The organism is Thermodesulfobacterium geofontis OPF15 (genome assembly GCF_000215975.1).
In the GTDB taxonomy this organism is placed as follows: domain Bacteria; phylum Desulfobacterota; class Thermodesulfobacteria; order Thermodesulfobacteriales; family Thermodesulfobacteriaceae; genus Thermodesulfobacterium; species Thermodesulfobacterium geofontis.
In genome coordinates this window covers 481,335-507,173 of sequence record NC_015682.1, presented here as the reverse complement: position 1 = coordinate 507,173, position 25,839 = coordinate 481,335, and the positions used below count along the sequence as shown (strand labels likewise).

24 protein-coding genes are annotated in these 25,839 nt (G+C 30.2%); 9 read left to right on the top strand and 15 right to left on the bottom strand.

What is annotated here, in order from left to right:
- Positions 1–27 precede the first annotated feature (27 nt).
- Positions 28–1,170: a YihY/virulence factor BrkB family protein gene (locus TOPB45_RS02610; protein ID WP_013909303.1), complete on the top strand. Its 1,143-nt coding sequence runs from the start codon at positions 28–30 to the stop codon at positions 1,168–1,170.
- On the opposite strand, the gene TOPB45_RS02605 is transcribed toward TOPB45_RS02610, so the two are convergent.
- The 4 genes from TOPB45_RS02605 to fdnG all read right to left on the bottom strand — a co-directional run bounded on the left by TOPB45_RS02605 (position 1,167) and on the right by fdnG (position 7,712).
- Positions 1,167–3,098, bottom strand: a complete 1,932-nt coding sequence (locus TOPB45_RS02605) for a molybdopterin biosynthesis protein (RefSeq protein WP_013909302.1) — start codon at positions 3,096–3,098, stop codon at positions 1,167–1,169. The genes TOPB45_RS02610 and TOPB45_RS02605 overlap by 4 nt on opposite strands.
- Before the next feature lie 2 nt (positions 3,099–3,100).
- Positions 3,101–3,844 carry a formate dehydrogenase accessory protein FdhE domain-containing protein gene (locus TOPB45_RS02600; protein ID WP_013909301.1) on the bottom strand — a complete coding sequence of 248 codons (744 nt, stop codon included), beginning with the start codon at positions 3,842–3,844 and terminating at the stop codon, positions 3,101–3,103.
- Positions 3,845–3,942: 98 nt separating this feature from the next.
- On the bottom strand, positions 3,943–4,659 hold the full coding sequence (locus tag TOPB45_RS02595) for a 4Fe-4S dicluster domain-containing protein (RefSeq protein WP_013909300.1): 717 nt from the start codon (positions 4,657–4,659) through the stop codon (positions 3,943–3,945).
- 17 nt (positions 4,660–4,676) lie between these two features.
- Positions 4,677–7,712, bottom strand: coding sequence for a formate dehydrogenase-N subunit alpha (gene fdnG, locus TOPB45_RS02590; protein WP_081460693.1), 3,036 nt, complete (start codon positions 7,710–7,712; stop codon positions 4,677–4,679).
- A gap of 242 nt (positions 7,713–7,954) precedes the next feature.
- On the opposite strand from fdnG, the gene TOPB45_RS02580 reads away from it, so the two are divergent.
- The 5 genes from TOPB45_RS02580 to hisF all read left to right on the top strand — a co-directional run bounded on the left by TOPB45_RS02580 (position 7,955) and on the right by hisF (position 11,359).
- Positions 7,955–9,187, top strand: a complete 1,233-nt coding sequence (locus TOPB45_RS02580) for a molybdopterin molybdotransferase MoeA (RefSeq protein WP_013909298.1) — start codon at positions 7,955–7,957, stop codon at positions 9,185–9,187.
- Positions 9,184–9,510: a divalent-cation tolerance protein CutA gene (gene cutA, locus TOPB45_RS02575; RefSeq protein WP_013909297.1), complete on the top strand. Its 327-nt coding sequence runs from the start codon at positions 9,184–9,186 to the stop codon at positions 9,508–9,510. The genes TOPB45_RS02580 and cutA overlap by 4 nt, the downstream gene beginning before the upstream one ends.
- Positions 9,511–10,248, top strand: coding sequence for an SIR2 family NAD-dependent protein deacylase (locus tag TOPB45_RS02570; RefSeq protein ID WP_013909296.1), 738 nt, complete (start codon positions 9,511–9,513; stop codon positions 10,246–10,248).
- A 58-nt stretch (positions 10,249–10,306) separates the two neighbouring features.
- Positions 10,307–10,507 (top strand): FmdB family zinc ribbon protein, encoded by a 201-nt coding sequence (locus TOPB45_RS02565; protein ID WP_013909295.1) that lies wholly within the window; start codon positions 10,307–10,309, stop codon positions 10,505–10,507.
- A 72-nt stretch (positions 10,508–10,579) separates the two neighbouring features.
- Positions 10,580–11,359: an imidazole glycerol phosphate synthase subunit HisF gene (gene hisF, locus TOPB45_RS02560; protein ID WP_013909294.1), complete on the top strand. Its 780-nt coding sequence runs from the start codon at positions 10,580–10,582 to the stop codon at positions 11,357–11,359.
- On the opposite strand, the gene TOPB45_RS08525 is transcribed toward hisF, so the two are convergent.
- From TOPB45_RS08525 to TOPB45_RS02525, 7 genes are read right to left on the bottom strand one after another with little or no spacing between them, the layout of a single operon-like run.
- Positions 11,349–11,930 (bottom strand): TVP38/TMEM64 family protein, encoded by a 582-nt coding sequence (locus tag TOPB45_RS08525; RefSeq protein ID WP_013909293.1) that lies wholly within the window; start codon positions 11,928–11,930, stop codon positions 11,349–11,351. The two genes, hisF and TOPB45_RS08525, sit on opposite strands and share 11 nt — an antisense overlap.
- Before the next feature lie 2 nt (positions 11,931–11,932).
- Positions 11,933–13,246: a DNA repair protein RadA gene (radA, locus tag TOPB45_RS02550; protein ID WP_013909292.1), complete on the bottom strand. Its 1,314-nt coding sequence runs from the start codon at positions 13,244–13,246 to the stop codon at positions 11,933–11,935.
- Positions 13,247–13,254: 8 nt separating this feature from the next.
- A complete protein-coding gene (locus TOPB45_RS02545; RefSeq protein ID WP_013909291.1) occupies positions 13,255–14,673 on the bottom strand; it encodes an ArnT family glycosyltransferase in 1,419 nt (472 codons plus the stop codon).
- Complete coding sequence (locus TOPB45_RS02540) at positions 14,673–15,236, bottom strand: phosphatase PAP2 family protein (RefSeq protein ID WP_013909290.1); 564 nt, start codon at positions 15,234–15,236, stop codon at positions 14,673–14,675. Before TOPB45_RS02540 ends, TOPB45_RS02545 begins: the two co-directional genes overlap by 1 nt.
- Positions 15,236–15,892, bottom strand: a complete 657-nt coding sequence (gene fsa, locus TOPB45_RS02535; protein ID WP_013909289.1) for a fructose-6-phosphate aldolase — start codon at positions 15,890–15,892, stop codon at positions 15,236–15,238. The genes TOPB45_RS02540 and fsa overlap by 1 nt, the downstream gene beginning before the upstream one ends.
- Positions 15,889–17,094 (bottom strand): argininosuccinate synthase, encoded by a 1,206-nt coding sequence (locus TOPB45_RS02530; protein ID WP_013909288.1) that lies wholly within the window; start codon positions 17,092–17,094, stop codon positions 15,889–15,891. Before TOPB45_RS02530 ends, fsa begins: the two co-directional genes overlap by 4 nt.
- Positions 17,095–17,103: 9 nt before the next feature.
- On the bottom strand, positions 17,104–17,421 hold the full coding sequence (locus TOPB45_RS02525) for an MTH1187 family thiamine-binding protein (protein ID WP_013909287.1): 318 nt from the start codon (positions 17,419–17,421) through the stop codon (positions 17,104–17,106).
- A gap of 155 nt (positions 17,422–17,576) precedes the next feature.
- On the opposite strand from TOPB45_RS02525, the gene TOPB45_RS02520 reads away from it, so the two are divergent.
- Genes TOPB45_RS02520 through TOPB45_RS02510 form a run of 3 tightly spaced genes read left to right on the top strand, consistent with a single transcriptional unit; the run spans position 17,577 to position 21,590 of the window.
- Positions 17,577–19,766, top strand: a complete 2,190-nt coding sequence (locus TOPB45_RS02520) for a bifunctional alpha,alpha-trehalose-phosphate synthase (UDP-forming)/trehalose-phosphatase (RefSeq protein ID WP_013909286.1) — start codon at positions 17,577–17,579, stop codon at positions 19,764–19,766.
- A complete protein-coding gene (locus TOPB45_RS02515) occupies positions 19,759–20,388 on the top strand; it encodes a DUF5752 family protein (RefSeq protein ID WP_013909285.1) in 630 nt (209 codons plus the stop codon). Before TOPB45_RS02520 ends, TOPB45_RS02515 begins: the two co-directional genes overlap by 8 nt.
- Positions 20,382–21,590, top strand: a complete 1,209-nt coding sequence (locus tag TOPB45_RS02510; protein ID WP_013909284.1) for a glycosyltransferase — start codon at positions 20,382–20,384, stop codon at positions 21,588–21,590. The genes TOPB45_RS02515 and TOPB45_RS02510 overlap by 7 nt, the downstream gene beginning before the upstream one ends.
- Here the strand turns inward: TOPB45_RS02510 and TOPB45_RS02505 are convergent.
- From TOPB45_RS02505 to TOPB45_RS02490, 4 genes are all read right to left on the bottom strand, one after another.
- Positions 21,587–21,925 carry a hypothetical protein gene (locus TOPB45_RS02505; protein ID WP_144011480.1) on the bottom strand — a complete coding sequence of 113 codons (339 nt, stop codon included), beginning with the start codon at positions 21,923–21,925 and terminating at the stop codon, positions 21,587–21,589. The two genes, TOPB45_RS02510 and TOPB45_RS02505, sit on opposite strands and share 4 nt — an antisense overlap.
- A gap of 220 nt (positions 21,926–22,145) precedes the next feature.
- Positions 22,146–22,895: a hypothetical protein gene (locus TOPB45_RS02500; RefSeq protein ID WP_013909283.1), complete on the bottom strand. Its 750-nt coding sequence runs from the start codon at positions 22,893–22,895 to the stop codon at positions 22,146–22,148.
- 1 nt (position 22,896) lies between these two features.
- Positions 22,897–24,195: a hypothetical protein gene (locus tag TOPB45_RS02495; protein WP_013909282.1), complete on the bottom strand. Its 1,299-nt coding sequence runs from the start codon at positions 24,193–24,195 to the stop codon at positions 22,897–22,899.
- A 66-nt stretch (positions 24,196–24,261) separates the two neighbouring features.
- A complete protein-coding gene (locus TOPB45_RS02490) occupies positions 24,262–25,821 on the bottom strand; it encodes a radical SAM protein (RefSeq protein WP_013909281.1) in 1,560 nt (519 codons plus the stop codon).
- Positions 25,822–25,839: the final 18 nt, after the last annotated feature.

The window sequence follows — 25,839 nt, the reverse complement described above, 5'->3', positions numbered from 1 at the left end:
TAAGAGCTCTATTAAAATGGAAACGTTATGAATTTTAAAAATGCTTTTCTTTCTTTTAAAATAGCAATTATAACTTTTTTAAAAAAACTCCAGAAAGATGACCTTCTCCTTTGTGCGCAAGGGCTAACTTTTAATACACTTCTTACTTTAGTTCCTCTTTTAGGTTTAGTACTTTCTATAAGTAAAATCTTTATACCTCAACAAAAATTTGTAGAGCAAGTTTTTATAAATATTGCTCAATACCTCACTCCAGAAGCTACCAAAAAAGTTATGGATACAATTTTAGAATTGGTTAAAAAACTTGAAACTTTTCCATTAGGAAAATTTAGTCTTATAGGTTATTTTATTATGGGATTAGGACTTCTTTTTCAGATTGAAGAAATCCTAAATAGAATTTTTGAAAGTTCGAAAAGAAGAAATTTTATACAAAGAATAATCTTTTTCTGGGTATGTATAACTATAGTCCCTTTTATTTTTTTTATGCCTGTGTATTCTTATTTTTATCTTGGAAATTTTTCCAATTTTTTCATACTATTAATTCTTGCATTTATTTTCTTTTTAATGTATATATATTTCCCAGCTAAGGATGTACCTAAAAAAGAAGCATTAATAGGTGCATTTTTTTCAACTATTTTGTGGACTTTGTCTTCTTATCTCTATTCTTTTTATGTAAAATATGCAGTGGGATACTCTAAGGTTTATGGTTCTCTTTCTGCTATTCCTTTATTTTTAGTATGGCTATTTGTGAACTGGTTAGTATTTCTTTTGGGTGCTGAGTTAGTAGTTTTTTTAGAGCAAAAAATTTGGAAAAGAATTCCTATAGACCCTTCTCATCCCTATTTAAAATTATATATTCTTTATCTTCTTGGAAAAAATTTTATAGAAGGAAAACCCTGTAACATTTTTGAATTTTCAGAATATTTAAATGTATCACCTATTCTTTTAGAAAGCATTTTACAAGAGTTAGAAAAAGAGGGTTTTGTAGCTGTAAGGGATGAAGAAGTTTTCTTTGTTAAACCTTTACAAAAAATAAATATTACTAAAGTAGTAGGGCTTAATAAATTTCAAGAACTGCTTAAGCTTCCTGAAGGAGATAGCTTTTCTCAAAAGCTATCCATTTTAACTAAAAATTTTTCAGAAATTACTTTAGAGGATTTAATAAAGAGTTAATTTTCATAAATTACTTTTCCCATGTCTCTTATATCATAACCTCCCAAAGCTAAAACCGCATTTCTAAATTCTTTATCATTTTTTATAATATCAAGAAGTGCTTGAATAATTTCCAAATCTAAAAATTCTTTTGCAATTAAAAGGTCATATCTTTCCTCAGTTATGGGAATAAAGTCAAGGTCAAGTGCTTTAGCTGCAGCAAGAATGCCCAATCCCACATCTGCCCTTCCACTCGCTACAGCTTGTGCAACCCCCATATGGGTGTATTCTTCATTTTCATAGCCTTTAATTTCTGAAGGATTTATTCCTAATTCTTTTAGATGCTTATCCAAAAGAAGCCTTGTTCCGGAACCTGCCTGTCTATTAATAAAAATCACGTCTTCTCTTTTTAAATCTTCAAAATTTCTTATATTTTTAGGATTCCCCTTTCTTACAATGAGTCCCTGAATTCTATACACTAAATTAATCAAAACTACTTTTTTCTCAGGCAATATTCTTTTAATAAAAGGGATGTTATATTCTCCTGTTACCTCATCTAAAAGATGAGTTCCTGCCACATGAGCCTCTCCCTTTTTTATAGCAATTAAACCTCCCATAGAACCAACATGAGCTGAAGAAAGACTTATATGGGGATATTTTTTTCTTAGATAATTATAGATAACATCAAGGGTGTTATCATGGCTTCCTATACAAACGATAGTGTTATCAATTTCTTCTTTTGTTTTCCACAAATACACATCTACAAGCTTTCCTTGAGAATAACCTTCAGAACCAGAGGGAATAACTATATAGCCATCAGCTCTAACAACAGACATAAGAAGACCTGCTCCTCTACCAACAGGGGAAACGATATAATTCTCTCCCACTTTCCCCACCTTCACTCTTATAAATTCATCAACTCCTATAGTAGAAAATATCTGTCTTGAAAGAATAGCTTGAATTTTTTCTTCTTTTTTAAGTTTTACTCCTAAAAAAAGTTCTATGAGAGGTCTTACAAATAAATTATAACAGATAAATGCTGAAACTGGATAACCAGGAATTCCTAAAACTGGTTTATTCTTGATAAAACCTGCTATAAAAGGTTTACCAGGTTTAATGGCAACTCCATTAATTATAACCTCTCCAAGCTTGTTTATAATTTTATAAGTAAAATCCTCTTTCCCATAACCTGCACCAGCATTTAAAAGAATTAGATCACATTCTTCATAAGCTTTAAAAATTCTTTCTTCTATAGATTTTTCCTCATCCTTAGCTATGGGATATATTTTAGGTTCTCCTCCATCTTCCTTTATAAGATTAGCTAAAACTGAAGAATTATATTCAATTAAAGTAGGTGGTTTTAAAAAGCCTTCTTCAATTCTTTCAGGCTCTATTAATTCTGAACCTGTAGGAATTATTCCAATTAAAGGTTTTTTCCTTACTTTTACTTTTAAAATACCACTTGCAAGCATAGCACCTATATCTACTGCTCTGATAAAGTGATTTTCAGGTATTATAAGTTCTGTAGCAACAATATCTTCACCAACCGGTCTTACATCATGATAAGGAGGATAGGCTTTATAAATTTCAATATATCCTTCTTTAATATTAACTTCCTCAACAGGAATAACTGCATCAAATCCTTCTGGAAGAGGATCTCCTGTTTCAATCCAGACTGCAGATTCTCCTATTTTTAATCGAACCGGATCTTTTTCTGTTGCAGAAAAAGTACTCTTTGATTTAACTGCATAACCATCCATAGCAGATGAATGAAAATAAGGAGAAGAAAGCTTAGCAAAAACAGGCTCTGCTGTAACTCTATTAAGAGCCTCTTTTACTGGGATTATCTCTTCAGATAAAGGACACCTTACCTTTTCTTTAAAAGAATTTAAAAGATTTTTAAGTGCAGATTCTAAAGAAACAACTTCGTGAAAGACTTTCTTCCCCACCTTTAAACAACTCTTTGAATTCCTATAATATTAGGAGACCTTCTTATATAACCTCTTTCTTGAGCAACTACATCAAGAGGTAAACTTATTATATCTATTAAATAGGGATCTTTAAATTTTTGATAAACTTCATCTTTGAAACTTTTAATATAAGTTTTACAATCCTTACATAATTCAACTCTTATTTCATCCTCATCAACTAAAAGATCAATCTTTTCACAAATCTTTTGCATACAATAACTGCACCCAATTCTAAATATTTCTTCTTCATGCCCACATACAGTACAAACCATGTGTCTTTTATTTTCACTATCTATCATAGTTAAAGATACTGGTTCTCCACAAACTACACATCTTCCTATCTCTTCAAACTTTTTCTTTTTCTTTAAAGATTCTCTATATTTTATAAAAAAAGGTTTAGAGAGAATAAAAAGAGCTCTTTTAATCTCTTCTTTTGAGGTTTCTTCTTCACTTATAGGAAGTTCTAAAATACTCTTTGGTTCAGAAAAGGGATCTTTGGCACTATTTAGTATAGAAGTTTTTAAAAAAGAACTAAATTCATAAGGGATTTCAAATATTGAAGAAAATTCATTAATAATTTCATCTAATAGATTATTTTTAGCCTTATCTTTTATAATTTTTTCACATTTTCTATTAAACTCTAAAACCCTTTCATATAATTCAAGAGGGCTTTTTAAATAGGGCCTTTCTTCTTTAAGTTCATTAATTATTCTTTTAATCTCCATAATTTATCCTCTAAAATTTTAAGAAAATTTATTATAAAATTTTAAAAAAGAAAGGGGGATCCTCCCCCTTTCTTTAGAAATTTTAAAAATGAAAATCCTTAGCTAAGGAATTCTCTAATTATGGAGTTATTAATAGGAATTCCTTTAGCAACAAGAATCCTTAACATCTCACCAAGAGCAACAACCTTCTCAGGTGCTTTTGGATTTTCTGCAAGTTGGTAATAACTTGGTGCCTCATTAATAGCAAATACCTGTCCTAAGCCTCCTAATTCCTTTTCACCATAAATAATCTTATATCCTTCAGCCTTTGCCTTAGCTATAAGCTCATCCCTTTCTCCAAACTTTATAGCTCCTGTTGGACAAGTCTTGGCACAGGCTGGAACAAGCCCAGCTTTAACCCTATCTATACACATATGACATTTACTAACCTTTCCTTGTTTATCATATCTTGGAATATCAAAAGGACAAGCTGATCTACATGCCTGACAACCTATACAAACATTTTTATCATAAAATACAATCCCTGTCTCTGAATCCTTTTGCATAGCCCCAACAGGACAAACTGAAACACAAGCAGGCTCCCCACAATGCATACAGGATTGACGAACAAAAAGCCATCTCACTTCACCATCAACAGATTTTTCTATAAACCTTATTTTATTATAAGTATTTCCTGAAAGATCAGGAGGATTTTCATGAGTCCCGTTATTCTTTGTTTTTTCTGCTGGCAATCCATTCCAAGATTTACACGCTACTTGACAAGCCCTACATCCTATACACAAATCTGGTGTTATAAGAAGTGCTTTTCTTCCCATTTTTTAACCCCCTTTTTCTATGCCTTTTTTATATTTACTGCAAAACATTTAGTTTCCTGAATAGAAGTATTTGGATCATATGCAGGTGGAGTTAAAAGATTAGCGCTATCTCCACCACTTCCATCTTCAGGCCATCTCCATCCATAATGCCAAGGTATTCCTACAACATGACAAGTATGCCCCATAATTTTAAGAGGTTTAATTCTTTCAGTAACTATTGCTATTGCCCAAATCTTTCCTCTTGGAGAAGTAACAATTACTTTATCTCCACTTTTAATTCCAAGTTCCTTTGCTAATTCTTTGCTCATTTCTACAAATACCTGAGGCTGAAGCTCAAGTAACCAAGGCATATTTCTCGTCATAAGCCCTGTCTGCCAATGCTCAGTAACTCTATATGTAGTTGCAACATAAGGATATTTTGGATCAGCACCAAGTATAATCTTATCAAGAGGTGTATCCTTAAAAATTCTTGCAACTGGGTTAAATCTAACTTTTGGATAAAGAAGATTTTCAAAGGGTGATTCTACAGGTTCATAATGAGTGGGGAATGGACCATCTGCAAGACCTGCTCCAAATATAGTTCCTACACCTGAAGGTTTCATAATAAAAGGTAATACTCCTCCTTCCATTGCAAGTGGTGGCTGTGGTCCATCAGGAACATCTCCGACCCACTTCTTAGCTTGAGGATCCCATTTAATAACCGGTCTCTGAGGATCCCAAGGATTACCATTAGGATCAACACTTGCTCTATTATAAAGGATTCTTCTATTAACCGGCCAACACCATGCCCACTTCGGATAAAGCCCAAGACCAGCTATATCAACCTTTTCCCTCCTTGCCATCATATTTCCTTCTTCTGTATAACTACCAGAATATATCCAGTTTCCACAAGCAGTTGATCCATCATCCTGTAAAAATACAAAACTGGGAACCTGAGTTCCTTTCTTAAAAGACTTATCCCCTACAGTAACATCCTTAGTAAAATATCCATTATATTCCTTAGCTATAAGCTTTGTATCAACATGTTTGTCTCCATAATTCCAATTAAGCTTAAGTATAGGATCAGGAAAAGCTCCACCTTCTTTTGCATAAAGTGCTTTAATTCTCTTATAAAGCTCGTTTATAATCTCTGCATCAGGTCTTGCCTCACCAGGAGGTTCTACTGCTTTATATCTCCATTGAGCTATTCTTCCAGAATTAGTAATACTTCCTTCTTTTTCAATGGATGCTGCAGCTGGAAGTAAAAATACCTCAGTCTTTATCTTCTTAGGATCCATACCAGGTCCTCTCCAAAATGAGGCTGTCTCACTATCCCAGAGATTTACACAAACTAACCAGTCAAGCTTAGAAAGTGCAGTTCTTACTTTACCAGCATTTGCAGAAGAACAAGCTGGATTCTGCCCCCAAGCAAAGAATCCCTTAATTTTACCTTTATACATAGCATCAAAAAGGTCATACCAAGAATACTGTTTGTCATCATCAAGCTTAGGTAAATAACTATAACAAAAATCATTTTCAGGAGTTGCATTATCTCCATAAAAAGCTTTAAGTAAACTTACAATATACTTAGGTCTATTTTTCCACCAGTTTAAACTCTTTGGCTCTTTAGTTTTAGGAGTATTCTTCTCAATATAAGTCTTTAAATCTACCCAAGAAGCCTTTGGTGTAGGTAAATATCCTGGTAAAACATGGAAAAGAAGTCCAGCATCTGTTGAACCCTGAACATTTGATTCTCCTCTTAAAGCGTTAATTCCACCACCTGCCATTCCCATATTTCCAAGAAGAAGTTGAATAATTGCCATGGTTCTTATATTTTGAACACCAACAGTATGCTGAGTCCATCCCATAGCATAACATTCAGTCGCTACCTTATTTGGCTTTCCTGTTGAAGCAATAATTTCATAAGCTTTAAGTAACTTTTCCTTTGGTGCGCCTGTTATTGCAGAAACAGTATCTATGGTATATCTTGAATAATGTTTCTTTAAAAGTTGAAATACACAGTTTGGATCCTTTAAAGTGGGATCCTTCTTTATAACTCCATTTTCATCAACTTGATACTTCCAGGTTGTTTTATCATATTTTCTTTTCTCAGGATCATATCCAGAAAATACACCGCCTAAATCTTCAGTATCTTTAAAGTTAGGATCTACTAAGAAACTTGCATCTGTATAATTAACTACATAATCTTTAAAATAAAGCTCATTATCAATAATGTATTTAATTAAACCACCCAGAAAGGCTATATCAGTTCCTGGACGAATAGGAACGTATAGATCAGCATGTGCTGCAGTCCTTGTAAATTTGGGATCCACAACCACAAGTTTTGCCCCTCTTTCTTTTTTAGCTCTAAGGATCCATTTCATAGAAATAGGATGATTTTCAGCAGGATTTCCACCCATTACCAAAATTACATCAGCATTTTTAAGATCATTAAATTGATTGGTCATTGCTCCTCTTCCAAACGACTCTGCCAGAGCCGCAACTGTTGGACTGTGTCAGACTCGCGCCTGATGATCTATATAAACCACTCCAAGTGCTCTTAAAAATTTCTGTAAAATATAGCATTCTTCGTTATCAAGGGCAGCTGAACCAAGATGAGCAATTGCCTCAACTCTATTTACAACCTGCCCCTTTTCATTTTTAACTATAAAGTATTTGTCTCTGGTAGATTTTACCAATCTTGCAATCCTATCAAGAGCCCAGTCCCAAGAAACCTCTTTCCATTTGTTAGAATAGGGTGCCCTATATAAAGGCTTTAAAACCCTCGTTGGATTGTTTGCTAACTGATAAAGAGAAGCTCCTTTAGGACAAAGAGAACCCTCATTAATAGGATGATCAGGATCTCCTTCTGTATTTACTACCTTTCCCCCTTTAGAATAAACAATAATTCCACATCCCACACCACAATAAGGACAAATGGTAGTAGTCTCTTTGGCATCTTTAATCTTTAATTCTTTTGCATAAGCCTTAACAGGCTCTAAATTAATTCCAATTGAGCTTAAAACTAAAGACCCTATGGATAACTTTAAAAAATCCCTTCTTGTTAATTTAATATCCATACCCCCACCTCCTTTTCATTATAAATAAACTATTTTAATAAATCTTTAAAAAATTTATAAATATTTTAAAAAAATAAGTCAATTTTTATTTCTGCTTGTTTTTAATGATTTTGATTAATTATTTTGTTTTTTTTTTGTTTTTTTATCTATTTTTTAAATTTTTTAATTTTAAAAAAATTTTTTTCTAAACTATCTCAGAGGTTTATTTTAAAAATCTAAAGGTTATAATAAAGATAATGCTTGATAAAAAATATCTTACCTTAAAAGAAAGTGTAAAATTACTTTTAGACTATATTGAGTTTAGATGTCTTTCTTTTGAGATTGTTTCTATAGAATCTGCCTATAATAGAATTACTTATGAAGATATTTTAGCACCTGAAAATCTGCCTGGTTTTAAAAGATCAACTGTTGATGGATTTGCAGTAAGGTCTCAGGATACTTTTGGAGCAAAGGAAACCATGCCTGTTTATTTAACTGTAAAAGGGCATATTCCTATGGGGGTGGCACCTGATTTTTCTTTAAATCCAGGTGAGGCTGCATCTATTGGAACAGGAGGAATGCTTCCAGAGGGTGCTGATGCAGTGGTAATGATTGAACATGTAAATGTGGTTTCCTCAGATTTAATAGAAATTTTAAAACCTATTGGACCTGGAGAAAATGTTATTTTTGAAGACGAAGATATAAAGGAGGGAGAACTTGTAATTCCTAAAGGACATAAACTAAAACCTCAAGATATAGGTGCACTCGCAGGCTTAGGAATTTCTCAAATAAAAGTAGTTAAAAAGCCAGTAATCGCTATAATCCTTACCGGAGATGAAATTATCCCTTATACAGAAAAGGTAACTCCTGGGAAAATAAGAGATATTAATTCTTTCACTTTAGCAGGTTTAATTGATTTAGCTGGGGGCATTCCTCTTAAAATGGGGATTGTTAAAGATGATTATAAAGAGCTAAAAGCTATAGTAAATAAAGCTTATGAATTAGCAGATATTATTTTAATCACAGGTGGTACAAGTGCTGGAATAAAGGATATGACTGCTCAAATTATAAATGAGCTTGGAGAACCAGGCATTATTTTCCACGGAGTATCTATTAAACCTGGGAAACCAATTATAGCAGGAGTTTGCAATAATAAACCCGTTTTTGGACTTCCTGGTCATCCTGTAGCTGTTTATATTTGTTTTGAACTTTTTGTAAAACCTGTTATAAATAAAATGCTTGGACTAACTGATAAAACTTACAAACCAAAAGTTAAGGCTAAATTAACAAAAAGTATTTCTTCTCAGGCAGGAAGAAGAGATTTTATAAGAGTTTATTTGGAAGAAAAAGAAGGGGAACTTCTGGCTACCCCACTTTTAAGTAAATCTGGTCTTATTATGACCTTAGTAAAAGCTAATGGTATACTTTGTATTCCTGAAGATCTTTTAGGCTTTGAAAAAGATGAAATAGTGGAGGTGGAACTTTTATGAAAGACAAAATAGTGTTTCTTTATGTAACCTGCGCATCTGAAGAAGAGGCTAAAAAAATAGGAAAAGCCCTTCTTGAAGAAAGACTTTGTGCTTGTGTTAATATTTATCCTCAAATAAGCTCAATGTACTGGTGGGAGGGGAAAATTGAAGAATCTAAAGAAGCTATTATGATTGTTAAAACTAAAGAATCTCTAATAAATTTGGTAGAGGAAAAAATTCTTCAATTACACTCTTATACCTGTCCTTGTATAGCTAAAATAGAAATAGAAAGAACCAATGAGTGCTTTTTAAATTGGTTACTTAAAGAAACTAAACCTATTTAAATGAACTTATATAAAGAAATTGCAGATCTTATAAAAAATTCAAAATATTCTTTAGCTTTTACAGGTGCTGGTATATCTGTAGAAAGCGGTATTCCAACTTTTAGAGGTTCTCAGGGGCTTTGGAGTAAATATGATCCTGAAGAATTTGCTCATATTGACTCATTTATAAGAAACCCTGCTAAGGTTTGGAAAATGATAAGAGAAATGTTTGCGATAATTTTTGAAGCTAAACCCAATCCTGCTCATGAAATTTTAGCTGAAATGGAAAAAAGAGGCTATCTAAAAGCAATAATTACTCAAAACATAGATGGACTCCATCAACTTGCTGGAAGTAAAAATGTTATAGAATATCACGGAAATTGTAAATGGCTTTTATGTTTAAGTTGTGGAAAAAAAGAAGAAGTAAAAAGAGAACTTATTGAGATGCTTCCCTATCCCAAATGTAAAGAATGCGAAGCTCCTTTAAAGCCTGATGTAGTATTTTTTGGAGAAGCCATACCTTTTGAAGCTAAAACCAAAGCAGAAAGGGAAGTTCAAAGGTGTGATCTCTTGTTAATAATTGGAACATCAGGCGTTGTTTATCCAGCTTCTCAACTCCCTTATATGGCAAAATTAAATAAAGCTACTATCATAGAAATAAACCTTGAAGAAACTCCTTACACCCATTCTATTACCGATTATTTTTTAAAAGGAAAAGCAGGAGAAATCCTTTTTAAAATTTTCTCAGAACTTTCTTGAATTTTTTTAAAAAATCCTTATTTTAAAAATGCTTTAAATTAGAAAGGAGGTTTTAATTATGCCAATTTATGAATTTAGCTGTTTAAATTGTGGAAAAGTTTTTGAAAAACTTGTTCTAAAAGATAAAGAAATCTATGAATTAAGATGCCCATATTGCAATTCTAAAAATATAAAAAAACTTATTTCCAATTTTTATTCTAATAAAGATTCTTCTCTAAAAAATTCTTCTTGTAGCGGTGGAGGATTTAGGTTTACTTGAGCTTAAAGTCTTGAGGAGAAGTTTTCTCCTCAGGTCTTCACTTTTTAAAATCTCATTTTAAATTTAAAAATTATGTTAAGTAAAAGAATTGTTGTTTGTTTAGATGTAAAAGACGGAAAAACTACTAAAGGAATCAAATTTAAAAATAATATAGAAGTAGGAGACCCTGTTGAAATGGCTGAAAAATATTATCTGGAAGGTGCTGACGAAATAGTCTTTTATGATATTACAGCCAGTGCAGAACATAGAAAAATAATGATTGATGTAGTAAGAAAAACTGCTGAACGCATTTTTATTCCCTTCGCAGTGGGGGGAGGAATCAAAAGTTTAGAAGATATGAGAGAAGTATTACTGGCAGGAGCTGAAAAAGTATCAATAAATACTGCTGCTGTTTTAAACCCTAAACTTATATATGAAGGAGCTAAAGCCTTTGGTTCTCAATGTATAGTGCTTGGAATGGATGTAAAAAAAGTAGAACCCTCTTCTAAAATACCCTCTGGATATGAAGTTTGGATTAAGGGCGGAAGACAACCTATGGGAATAGATGCAGTTTGGTGGGCAAAGGAGGCAGAAAATCTCGGTGCTGGAGAAATATGTCTAAATTCTATTGATGCAGATGGAACAAAAGAAGGATATGAACTTACTATTACAAGAATGATAGCAGAGGCTGTAAATATCCCAATTATAGCTTCTGGTGGAGCTGGGCATCCAGAACATCTTTATCAGGTTTTAACAGAAGGAAAAGCAGATGCTGCACTTATTGCTTCTATGGTTCATTATGGAATGTATACTATAAAAGAAATTAAAGAATATTTAGCTGAAAGAGGAGTTAAAGTAAGAATTAAATGGTAAATCTTTTCTTAAAAAGAAAAAAAATTATAAAAGAAAGCCCAAATATAGTGGATACAAAGAAAATTTTATAGGGATGCCCTCCATATACTACATCCCCTTGTAAAGATAGAGCAAATGTTCCTGGAATTCTTCCTAAGGTACACACAAAAATAAAAGCTTTAAAAGAAATGGGCATAACTCCTAAAAGGTAATTTAAAATATCCTTAGGAAAACCTGGGAATAAATAAAGAAAAAAAGTTCCAGTAATTCCATATTTTTTAAAGACTTTTTTAATTTTTAAATAATAAGGAGATTGTTCGTATCTACTTAAAATCTTTTTTTTGAAAAATCTTCCTATATAAAAGGCAAAAGAAGAACCTATGATAATTCCAATAGTACTTATTAAACAACCCTTAAAAGCTCCAAAGAAAAAACCTGCTAAAAATCCTGTTGCCTCTCCAGGTATGGGAGCTATGATAACTTGTAAAGCTTGAAGAACTATAAATAAAATTGGACCTAAATAAGGATGTTTCCCTAAAAAGATTCTTAATTCTTCTCTATTATTCCATAAAGAAAGTAGATTATCAAACATTTTTAACTAAAAACATATTTACATACTTCAGATACCCTTTTACAAGGTAAAATCTCTATTTTAAATTCCTTTTCTTTAATATTTGCTGACTCTGGAATAAAGGCTTTTTTAAAACCCTTTTTCTCAGCCTCTTTTAGCCTTAAAGTTATATCTCTTACAGTTCTTAATTCTGCTGAAAGCCCTATTTCTCCTATAAAAACTGTTTTAGTTGGTAGTGGTTTTTCAAGTAAACTTGAAATTAATGCCATTGCAATTGCTAAATCTGCAGAAGGATCTCTTACTTTTAAACCACCTGCTATTTTTACATAAATATCCTGATCTCTAAAGTTAAAACCAAGTTTTTTTTCTAAAATAGCAACTAAAAGAGAAAGTCTAATAGGATCAAATCCAACAGCTGTTCTTCTTGGAACAGCAAAATAACTCTTAGTTACTAAGGCCTGAGCAGTAACTAAAATAGGTCTTGTTCCTTCTATCACACAAAAATAGCTTCCTTCTTCTGATAAGAAAAAGTCTTCATATTGAGAATGGGGGATAAGTCCTTCTTCAGTCATTAAAAAAACTCCTATCTCATTTACAGGACCAAAGCGATTCTTAACAGCTCTTAAAATTCTAAAACCTGTTTCTTTTTCTCCTTCTAAATATAGAACCACATCTACAAGATGTTCTAAAATTTTGGGGCCTGCTATAATACCACCTTTTGTAATATGCCCTACTAAAATTACAATAATACCCTTTTCCTTTGCTAAACGCATAAGTACATTAGCACATTCTCTTACTTGAGAAACTCCCCCAGGAGAACTTTCAAGCTCTGGAAGATAAACAGTCTGTATAGAATCTATAATTAAAAGCTGTGGCTTTATCTCTTCTACTGTCTCTAAAATTGAAGTTAAATTGGTATCAGAAATAAAATAAAAATCCCTATTTATTTTTAATCTTTCAACTCTTAAACTTATTTGCTCAAGAGATTCCTCTGCCGAAACATAAACTACTTTTACTTTTTTTTCAGAAAGTAATCCTGCTATTTGAGTTAATAAAGTAGATTTACCAATACCAGGATCTCCTCCTATAAGAATTAAAGATGAAGAAACAATCCCTCCTCCTAACACTTGATCAAATTCTGTTAAACCCGTTTTTAATCTTTTCTGCGGTTTAAAAATAATTTCAGAAAGTTTTTGAACTTTTGCCTTTTCAAAAGTGGCTTTTTTCTTATCCTTACTTTCTTTTTCTTCAACAAGAGTATTCCATGCCCCACACTCAGGACATCTCCCAAACCATTTTAAACTTTTATAGCCACATTCTTGACAATAATAAGCCATAACTAATTCTATAGTTTAAAAATACCTTTCCAAAGGGAATAGTTTTTATACCTTTTTTTGGTTATTTTTATAGTTATTTCCTCAACCTTTTCAAATTTTTCTAAATAGGAGGGTGCTAAAAAACCCTTTTTTATTACTAACACCTCTTTTCCTATCAAAGTATTTGCATTTCTCCATAAATGATATTGATTTTCAGGATACTTACTAAACTGAATAACGTAAACTTCTGGATGTCCTTTAACATAAAAAGAAAGAACTGCTGCAATATCTCTACGATCTGTCACTAAAGCTAATTTTTCATTATAATGTCTTTCAACCCTTTCTGCAAGAATTTTCCATCCCTTAAACTTCTCTAATAAAACTTGAAAAGGCTCTGGAAATTTATCCGAAAAATAACCAAAAAGATAAATTAAAAAAGACAAAATTAAACTTAAAATTAAATTAGTGAAAACTAAAATTTTCCATTTCTTAGAAAAAGAAACATAAGCAAAGAAAAAAATAAAACCTGTTAGGCAAAAAGGTAAAATCCAGTTTACATTTAATTTAATAAAAAAAGATAGAAATATAAAACCTAAAACAGCAGGAAAAGAAAGAAAATATAAAAATTTTAAACTTTTTGAAGATCCTTTTCTAAGAAATTCTTTAGTATAAGTCTTTCCTGTATAAAGAAAAAATAAAAATAGAGGTGTATAAACACCTATTGAGTCTCTTAAAAAACTCAAAAAAGAATAAATGGATAAAGTTTTTCTGCTAAAATGTTCTTCAGTATGTTTTATTAAAAGAAATTGATGAGTATAATTCCAATAAAAATTAGGAAAGTAAATTAAAAGAGATATAAAAAAAAGAAGAAAAGTTTCTTTTTTAAAAACTAATTCCTTCTTAAGGATTAACAAATAAAGTGCACTAAGAAATAAAAAAGCAAACATAGTTTGTTTAGTTAAAAGACCAAATCCTATAAAGATTCCTGTAAAAGTGGCATTTTTATAATTGGGATTTTCTAAATATTTTATAAAGAAAAATAAAGACAAAACCCAAAAAAATAATAAAGGTGGATCTATAGTCATTATGAAACTGTAAACTGTTAAAATAGGGATAAAGGAAAGGGTTAATAAAAGTAAAAAAGCATTAAACTCGTTAAAATATTTATAAATTAATAAATAAGAAAAAAATAAAGTTAGGGTAATAAAAATTAAGGCTGGAAATCTTACTGCAAATTCGGTATTTCCTAAAATTTCAGTTCCCAATCTTATAATCCAAGCTATCATAGGAGGTTTGTTGTAATAACCAAAATCTAAAAACCTTGACCAATCCCAATAATAGGCTTCATCATAAGAAAGAGGAAGATCTAAAAAATAAAGATAAATAGTTTTTAAAAAGAAAAGAATTAAAATGAAAAGAAGAGCAAATGTAAATCTCCTATTTTGCATCAGGTTTTATATAAAACTTTTTTACAAAGTTTGAAAAATATAAAGGCTAAGATTAAGCCTAAAAGCCACCCTCCAAGCACATCAAAAGGAAAATGGACCCCTAAATAAATCCTTGACCATCCCACTAAAATAAAAAAGGGATAAAGGATAAGAGCTAATCTTGGATAGAAAAAAGAGAGAAAAAAAGAAATAAAGGATGAATTTCCTGCATGACAAGAAGGAAAACTAAGTGTATTCTTTTTACTCTTGGGTTGAGAAAGAAATTCAAATTTTCCATCAGAATAATAATAAACCTTAGGAATACTAACAAAGGGTCTTTCTTTTTTAAAATAGGGCTTAAAAATTCTTGCACAGCTGAAATCTGTTATAAAAAAACCTAAAATCATAAATAAAAAAATGACCAAATATTTTTTAAAAGAATATTTAATCAATAAAAAAAAGCTAACTAATATATAAAATGCATTAATAAACTTAGGATCACTAAAAATTGGCAAAATATTATCTAAAATAGAATTTCTAAAATGATTTATTAAGTAAAAAAACTGAATATCCAGTTGAGACATTAAAGTATAGTTATATTTGCTTTTTTTGCATCTTCAAGAAATCTTTTTAATCCTACATCTGTAAGAGGATGTTTAAACATCTGTTCTATTACTTTAAAAGGAATAGTTGCTATATCAACTCCTAAAAGTGCACAATTTTTAACATGATCTACATGACGAATACTTGCAGCAATAATTTGGGTTTCAAAATCATATAAATTATAAATTTGAATTATTTCTTCTAAAACTTCCATTCCATTATAAGCTATATCGTCCACCCTTCCTATAAAGGGTGAAACATAGGTTGCCCCAGCTTTACCAGCAAGTAAAGCTTGTAAAGATGAAAAAACTAAGGTTACATTAGTTTTAATCCCTTCTGCTTTTAAAGCTTGAACTGCTTTTATTCCTTCATAAGTAAAAGGTATTTTAACTACTACATTATCTCCCATTTTAGCAAGTTCTTTTGCTTCTTTTACCATTCCCTCAAAATCTGTAGCTATTACTTCCAAAGAAACAGGTTTATCAGGAACTTCTTTTAATATTTCAAGTGCTGCTTCTTTCCAAGGTTTACCAGTTTGGGAAAGAAGAGTAGGATTTGTAGTAACACCATCAAGAATCCCCCATTCCTTAACTTTTCTTATTTCTTCAATTTTAGCTGTATCTACAAAGATTTTCATAAACCTCCCCCTTCTAATAAATGATAAATTTTCAATCTTAATCCTTGAAGTCTTATAAACCCTTCTGCATCCTTAGGATTATATTCCTCACTTTTATCAAAACTTACCAAATCTTTTTTATAAAGACTATAAGGACTTTTTCTACCAACTACAATTACATTTCCTTTATAAAGCTTAAGTCTTATTGTGCCTGATACCCTTTCTTGAGTTTTTTCTATAAAAACTTTAAGAGCTTGAAATTCCGGAGCATACCAAAATCCATAATAAATTAATTCTGCAATTTTAGGCATTAAGCTATCTTTAAATCGCATTACCTCTCTATCTAAAGTAATTTGTTCTAAGGCTCTATGAGCTATATGTAAAATAGTTCCTCCTGGAGTTTCATAAACTCCTCTACTTTTCAAGCCTATAAATCTATTTTCTACCATATCGATTCTTCCAATTCCATGTTTTCCACCTATTTTATTTAATCTTTTTAGAAGTTCAGCAGGGCTTAATCTCTCCCCATTAATTGAAACAGGTTCTCCTTTTTCAAACTCTATTTCTATATATTCAGGATGTGCGGATGCTTTTTCAGGAGAAACAGTCATAATAAACATATCTTCAGGAGGTTCTTGCCAAAGATCTTCAAGTATACCTCCCTCATAGCTTATATGAAAAAGGTTAGCATCAATACTATAAGGTTTTTCGGGAGTTACTGGAATAGGAATATTGTGTTTTTTAGCATATTCTATAAGATCACTTCTTCCTTTAAAGTCCCATTCTCTCCAAGGTGCGATAATTTTTAATTCTGGTGCAAGAGCTGTATAGGTTAATTCGAATCTTATTTGGTCATTTCCTTTTCCTGTTGCTCCATGAGCAACTGCATCTGCTCCCTCTTCAAGAGCAATCTTAACTTGTTCTTTTGCAATAAGAGGTCTTGCAACTGAAGTTCCCATAAGATACCAATCTTCATACCTTGCACCTGCCTTTATAGCAAAAAATACGTAATCTCTAACAAATTCTTCTTTTAAATCCCTTATTATAACCTTTTCAGCTCCACATTTTAATCCTCTTTCTTTTATTTCCTCCCAATTTTCTTCTTGTCCAAGATCTGCACAAAAAGCTATTACTGGGCATTTATACCTTTCTATAAGCCATTTTAAAATTACTGAAGTATCAAGACCACCAGAATAGGCTAAAACTATTTTTTTAGGATTCAAAAAACCCCCTTAAACCTTACTTAAAGACTTGCCAAGTTTCTTTTCTACTGACTCAATTTTACCCTTGATACGATCAACCCTTCCTTTTCTAAAATCTATTTTTATATTTATTATAATACGGTTACAATCTATTTCTAAAGCTTTAAAGCAATCCTCAACAAGTTTTAAAGCAGACTCTATAGTATCAGTTTCAACAACTGTTTCCATAGGAGTTAATACATAAGGAAATTTTGATTTTTCTATTACCTCTACAGCCCTTGCTACATATTCACTAACGCTTTCACCTTTATCTAAGGGAAAAATACTAATTCCTATTAAGACACTCATAATAAAACAAATTTTACAATAAGATTTTTCAATATCAACCTATTTAAAAATTATTAATCAAATTTCTCTAAAATAACAAAAACTTGACATAAATATAATATGTCTTAGTTTTTTAATAAAAATTAATCAAAAACATTCATAAATTGTAAAAAATCATGGAAAATTCTTTTAAAAGACTAATTATAGTAGCAAATAGACTTCCTTTTACTATCAAGTCGGACTTAAGTTTTATTAAGAGCCCTGGAGGATTGGTCTCTGGTTTAACAACTTTTTTAAAAAAATCTAAAATTAAAGATTATGTCTGGATTGGGTGGCCTGGTTCACATTTAAATAAATCTACTTTCAAAATTATAAAGGAAAAAGCAAAAAGACTAAAAAACCATCCTGTTTTTATTCCTGCTAAGCAGTTTGACAAATTTTATAATGGATTTTGCAATAAAGTGCTTTGGCCACTTTTTCACGGTTTCCCAAGTCATGTTGTTTATGATGAAAGTTATTGGGAAACTTATATAGAGGTAAATAAACTTTTTTGTAATGAGGTAGCAAAATATGTGACTTTAGATTCAATAATATGGATTCATGATTATCATTTACTTCTTTTACCCTCTATGATAAGAAATCTTTTCCCCTCTGCAACTATAGGTTTTTTTCTCCATATACCTTTCCCACCACCTGAACTTTTTATGCAACTTCCTTGGAGAAGGGAACTCCTTGAAGGTCTTTTAGGATGTGATTTAATAGGGTTCCACATTTATGAATATACTGCTAATTTTTTAAGAACCCTTTCTCGTACCTTGGGAATTGATCATAAAACTGGATTAATTTTGTATCAGGATAGATTAATAAAAGTAGAAACCTTTCCCATGGGGATTGATTTTGAATTATTTTATAATGCCTGCGAAAAAAGAAAAATAAAAAAATTAGTTAAAAATATCAAAAACCAATTAAAAGGGAAAAAAATTATTTTTTCCGTAGATAGACTTGATTATACTAAAGGGATTTATAACAGACTTTTAGCCTTTGAAAGACTTTTACTTAAACGCCCAGATTTTCATGAAAAGGTAGTTTTAATTATGGTAGTTGTTCCTTCAAGAGAAGGAGTAGAACATTATCAAAGAATGAAAAAACAATTAGAGGAAAAAATAAGTGAAATTAACGGGAAATTTGGTAAAATACACTGGATTCCTGTATTGTATTATTATAGATCACTTGATTTTGAAGAACTTGTAGCGCATTATTTAGCTACAGATGTGATTTTAGTTACCCCCTTAAAAGATGGTATGAATTTAATTGCTAAAGAATTTGTAGCTTCAAGAAAAGATAAAAGGGGAGTTATAATACTTTCTGAATTCGCAGGAAGTGCTAAAGAATTAGGAGAGGCTTTTATTGTAAATCCTAACTCAATTGATGAATTAACTAATGCTATTGAAAAAGCCTTTGAGATCTCTGAAGAAGAACAAAAAGAAAGGATTTCTTCTATGCAAGAAAGATTAAAAAGATATAATATAATAAAATGGGGAAATGATTTCCTTACAACCCTTGAATCTATTAATGAGAAAAAATTTAAATTTAGTACTCAACTTCTAACCCCTCCTCTTATTGATGAAATAAAAGAAGCTTTCCATAAATCGTCTAATAAAATACTCTTCCTTGATTACGATGGAACCTTAGTACCTTTGGTATCAAAACCCTATTTGGCTGCTCCAGATAAAGAATTAAAAAATCTTTTAAAATCACTTTCTGAAATTCCTAATACAGATATAGTAATTATTTCTGGTAGAAAAAAAGAAGATTTAGAAAAATGGTTTAATGGATTAAAATTAAATTTTATTTGTGAACACGGAATATTTATTAAAAGATATAACAAAGATTGGGAAACTCTTACTAATTTGTCTTCTGATTTTAAAAAAACTATCAAAAATATAATGGAAGTATATGTAGACCGTTTGCCTCAATCCTTTATTGAAGAAAAGGAATTTTCTATAGTTTTTCATTATAGAAATGCAGATCCAGAACTTGCAAATTTAAGGGTTGCAGAATTAATTGATGAATTATTGATATTAACTGGAAACATGCAAGTTAATCTTATTTTGGGAAATAAAGTCGTAGAAGTAAGACCTGCAGGGATTGATAAAGGGGTTGCAGCTAATATATTTTTAAGAGAAAAACCTTATGATTTTATACTTGCTGCGGGAGATGACACCACTGATGAAGATTTATTTATTAATCTTCCAGAAAATACAATCACTATAAAAATAGGAATGGGAAGATCATCAGCTAAATATAGTGCAAAATCATACATTGAAATCAGAAACCTTTTAGAAAGTTTTCTAAAAAATGAATAATCCCTTTATTTTTAAATCTGAATTATGGATTCCCAAGTATACAGGAATTAAAGTTTATTCTATTAATGAATTTATAAAAGCTCTAAAAGAGGTTGACAAATTTTCCATTTTTTATCACATGTATATAAATATTTTTAATTATCATAATTTGCCTACCTTTTACACTAATAGTATATCCTATTGGTTTTTTAAAAATGGCTATCTTTTATTAGCTGAAAAACTATCTATTATCGACCCTTTAGATTATTTTGATCTTGAAGAATTAAGAATTGCCCTAATAAATATTCTTGAAAAAAATTATGATAAAAATTGGAATAGAAAAGAAAAATATCCCTTTTATTTTATTACTGCTGAAAGAGAAATTATAGAATGTGGAAAGATTGCTCATAATTTAGATGAATTTATAGAAGGAATTAAAAAATCAAGTATAAACTCCCTTTTTTATCATCTCATAACTTCAAGAATAGAAAATAAAACCATTATAAACGATTATTCTGCCTGGTTATACAGTATAGGAGAGGCTAAAAAAGCAGAAAAAATAAATAAATTAGACCCTTATACCCTGACTTTATATGAAATCAAAGAAGAAATAATAAAAATTTTAGAAGAAAAAATATGTTAGAACAATATATACCTTTTGTTGGTGAAGAAACTCTTCAGGAACTTTTTATCTTAAGTAGAAAATTAAAGGATTTAAAAGTACTTCATGTAAATTCTACCTATAAAGGAGGAGGGGTTGCTGAAATTCTACAAAGATTTATTCCTCTTATGAATGAACTTGGAATAAAGACAGATTGGAAAGTTTTTAAAGGTGATGAAAAATTTTTTAGTTTCACTAAAAAATTACATAATTTACTTCATTTACCCTCTGAAAAAGGTATCAGTAGTGAAGAATTTGTTTATTATTTGAAAATTACTTATGAAAATCTAAAAGAGATAGACACAGAAAACTATGATGTAGTTTTTATTCACGATCCTCAACCTATGGGACTTATTGTAAATAAGCAAAAAAAACAGAAATGGATCTGGAGATGTCATATAGACACCTCAACCCCTGATCCAAGAGCTTGGAATTTTATTGAAAACTTTCTAAATTCTTATGATGCTTGTATTTTCCATATGCCTGAATTTGTCTATGAAAAAATTGAAATTCCTACTTACACAATTCTTCCTTCTATAGATCCCCTGCATCCCAAAAATATAGATCTTTCAGAAGAGGAAATTAAAAATACTTTAACTAAATTTGGAATAAATCCTGAAAAGCCTATCATTCTTCAAGTTTCTCGTTTTGATAGATTAAAAGATCCCTTTGGAGTTATTGAAGCTTTTAAACTTGTAAAGAAAAAATATGATTGTCAGCTTATTTTAGCTGGCTCTTTTGCTTCAGATGATCCCGAAGGAGAAGAGGTTTATAAAGAACTTTTGAATCTTATTGCTGATGAAAGGGATATACTTGTTCTTAATCTCCCTCCTGATAGTCATAAAGAGATAAATGCCTTTCAAAGAGGTGCAACTGTAGTAGTTCAAAAATCTTTAAAAGAAGGTTTTGGACTTGTTGTTTCAGAAGCTATGTGGAAATCAAAACCTGTTGTAGGATCAAATGTTGGAGGGATTAAAAGACAAATTGTTCATGGTATTACAGGATATCTCGTAGAAAGTGTTGAAGGAGCTGCGATGAGAATTAAACAGCTTTTAGCTAATAAACATTTAAGAGAAAAAATGGGATTTCACGCAAAAGAAAGAGTAAAACACAGATTTTTAATTATACGTCATTTAAGAGACTATCTTCTTCTTATATATAAAATTTTAAATCAAAATTCTTAGCAGGCTCCACAAATTTTACATTTCTTGGTATTACAAAAAGCTGTAAATTCTAATCTTAAAGCTCTCTTCCACTCCCTCCAAAGATACTCCTTCTTAACCCCTATATTAATTTTATCCCATGGGAAAACTGTTTCTAAGGAATCCTTAGGAGATAAAATATCTTCAATATTAGGAATGCTTTTTAATGCCTCCTTTAAACTCACCCCCTTAGAAAGTAAAAAAATAAACTCCTTCAAATCCCTTCCCCCTCTTGCTATTAATGCTTGAATAAAAGCAGACTTTGGGGATTCTACCTTTGAATTTTTTATATAATAAAGCTCCCGCTTAATAAACATTTCCCTCTCTTTAAGCTCCTTTAAATCTAAAAATTTAAGATTGTTCAAGTATAAGTCCTGTATCCTGAAGAAAGGCTCTCCATGAAGATTTTTTCATATTTCAACTCATTAATATTTACAAGATATCTTTTCTCTCTAATTTTACCCATATAAGGAAGTTCCTTTCCTACTTCAATAGGTTTATATTCACTTGTTTTAAAATAACCACAAACAAAACCTTTCAGTTCTGTTTGTATCTTTTCACATAAGTAGGAATTTTACCTTCAACAAAATCAATAAGTTTTTTAAATCCACAAACTTCAATAAAAAATTGTAAAATTGGTTGTTTAGGTACAGAACATTTAACCATAATGCCATAATCATACCCTATATCTGCTTCTGCCCATATTCCAGCTAAAGTCGGTGTTGATTTTATACTTACTTTTTTCTTCGCATTGATAATATCATTTTTGTGTTTTTCAAGTTGAGTAGATATCCTCCAATCCAATTCTATTTTAATTCCTGGAAAATTTTGCTCTAAAAATTTTTTTAGCATAACCTCCCCTAATTTCCCAACAAACTGATCTACTAAAATAGATTCAAAAGTTCTTCTTCTTTCTCTAAATGCTTTCGCAGTTATTGTTGCTCTTGTCCCACCAGAAAACATTTGATAAGTTATTTCAATACAAAATATAAGTAACCTAAGTATATCTTCATCATCTATTTTTAATGCTATAGTATTAGATAAAAGCTTTTTATGAATCCATTCAGAAATTTTATCTTCATTAATAAATAATTTTCTCCTTTCAAAATAAAGGACATTAAAATCATTACTTCTACAAGCAGAAAGTAAAAGATCACTTAATTCTTCAAAATTAAAATAAACATTATGAATTTTTTGAATATTTTCTATCTGGATCTTAATAAAATCACTTAATTTTTCTTTAAATTTATAGGGAGATTTTAGTATTTGTTTTGGTATTTCAATCACGTTATATCTTTCTTTTTAGAATTATTAAATGTTCTGTTTTTATTCTACTATCTTTTTTTTTAGAGGCTGGATTTATTTTTGATTCAAACATAACTCTTGATACAATTTTATCTACAAATGTAATTTCATGTTCCCATCCAAAATTAGTTAGATGTTGAATAATTATTTCATCTATTGGGATTGGAATTGTTCTTATTTTAGCCGGACCAACAAAAATGCACATGTAATCTGTTACTTTTTCTCCGAGTTCTTGAAAAATCTTTAAAATGCTAAAAAAATATCTATCATATAAAATTTTAAGATGTTTTTCCTCTATTTTTTCTCGAAATTCATAATATTTTTCAGAGTATATCTTAATCTCTTTAACATCTCTATAGGGTATCTCTTTTTTGCTTAATTCTTTTATGAAATTTTCATTATATCCAAGCCAAAAAAGTTCTAATTTAGTGGATCTTATATATTCTTGTGCTTGTAAATAGGGAGGAGAAGTTATTAAAATATTTACTTCATCTTTAAGGTCTGTTTCTAATGCATCTATACCTATTTTTATCTCATAATCTACATCTTTAGGATTTAGTCTATTATACTCCCAAACTTTTTTTAAAAGTTTAACTATTTCTTTTTCAAGCATATTATAAAATTCTTTTTCCCAATCACTTTTTAATAGATTTTCTATTTTTTCTTTAGAATATTTTGACCTATAAAGTTTATGAACCTTCTCATCACTATAGGAAAAATATTTTGTTACATTAATTAGAGGAATTAAAAGAAAATATTTAACATCTTCCGGCAATGAATGAGCATATCCCCAAGCTTTAGAAAGGACAGAAATAAATTCTTCAGGAAACCAATAGTTTAGGTTGGACCATTTTGGAATAAAAATTTTCTCAGAAGTTTTTATTTCTTTTATCAACTTAAAAAGATTTATTTTAAAATTTTTCATTATAGCTGTGTTATGAATTACTTCCAATATAGGATTTAAATCCCATAGTTCATAATTATAACCATAAACTCTTGACACAATTCCAACAGTACCATAACCAGCAAAAGGATCAAAAATTTTCATACCAGGTTTAGCATAATTTTTAAGAATAAAAGCAACTACTTGGGGAATAAATTTGGCTGGATATTTATAAATAGCAAAGGTTCCATAAGTTGTAGATGGAATTTCAGGTATGGAATTTCTAAAAAGTATAGCAACTTTTTTATTTTGGTTAAATAAAGATGATTTTATTTTGCTATTTTCTTGATTTAAGAAATTAAAAAATATCAATTGTTTAGACGATTCTTTATTAAACATTTTTTAAATAATATAACATAACTCTAAAATTAAAAATCCCAAACTTAAAATTCAAAAAACTTTTGCTTAGCAGGCTCCACAAATTTTACATTTCTTGGTATTACAAAAAGCTGTAAACTCTAATCTTAAAGCTCTCTTCCACTCCCTCCAAAGATACTCCTTCTTAACCCCTATATCAATTTTATCCCATGGGAAAACTGTTTCTAAGGAATCCTTAGGAGATAAAATATCTTCAATATTAGGAATGCTTTTTAATGCCTCCTTTAAACTCACCCCCTTAGAAAGTAAAAAAATAAACTCCTTCAAATCCCTTCCCCCTCTTGCTATTAATGCTTGAATAAAAGCAGACTTTGGTGATTCTATTTTTAAATTTTTTATATAATAAAGCTCCCGCTTAATAAACCTTTCCCTCTCTTTAAGCTCCTTTAAATCTAAAAATTTAGCCCATTGGAAAGGTGTATGAGGTTTAGGAATAAAAAAAGAGAAAGTGAAAGAAAAAATTAGCTTATATTTTTTTTCTAATAATTTTTTTATAAATTCTACTATCTCTTTTAAATCTTCCAAATTTTCAAGAGGTAAACCAAGCATAAAATAAAACTTAACCTTTTTTAATCCCTTTTCTTGAAACTTACTTAATGCCCAAAAGATTTCTTCTTCTGTCAAATTCTTATTTATAACCTTTTTTAATTTTAAAGAGGCTGTCTCTGGAGCTACAGCAACACTTTTAGCTCCTTTTAAAAGCTCTAAAAATTCATTATTTAATGCGTCTATTCTTAAAGATGAAAAAGTAAGCACACAACCCTTTTCTAAAAGCTTATTCCCAAGCATAAGAATTTCTTTTTTATCTGCAAATTCAAGCCCTATTAATCCAACCTTTGAGTTGTCAGGGATCTCCTCTACTGCTTCACTTAAAAGGTTTTCTACATAACTTCTTGGAGGTCTATAAACAAATCCTGCAGCACAAAATCTACAAGATCTTCCACATCCCTTAGAAACTTCTATTAAATAGGTATCGGAAAATTCAGCTTTTTTACTAATGATCTTTGAATAAATAACTTTTTTTAACTCCTTACTCTTAGCTACCTTTATTTCTTTTTTTTCCTTAAAAGGAATATAAACAAATGGAAAGGCATCTAATTTTTCAAGAAATTTCTTTTTATCTTGAAAATAATCTAAAATTATAGGAATTATCTTTTCTTCTATTTCTTCCCATTCCCCTAATAAAAAGGCATCAATAAAAGGTGAAAGAGGTTCAGGATTTAACCAAGTAGCAACCCCTCCTGCTAAAACAATCTCTTTTCTCTTAAGAGGTTCTAAATCTATTTCTCCTAATTTTAATATTTTCAAAATATTTATATAATCAACCTCAAAGGAAATAGAAAAAATTATAAGATCAAAATCTTTTAAGGGTCTATTGCTTTCTATAGATCTTAGAGGAGTTTCTTTTTCAGGCAAAAACACTCTTTCACAAACTATTTCTTCATATCTATTTAACCTTTCATAAATATATAAAAATCCTAAATTTGACATGCCTACATGATAATAATTAGGAAATATGAGAGCAATAGAAATTTTGTTTCTCCATTTCTTTTTAATATAATTTCTTTCAAACTTTAAATAATCCATAAGTCCTTATACTTGCAA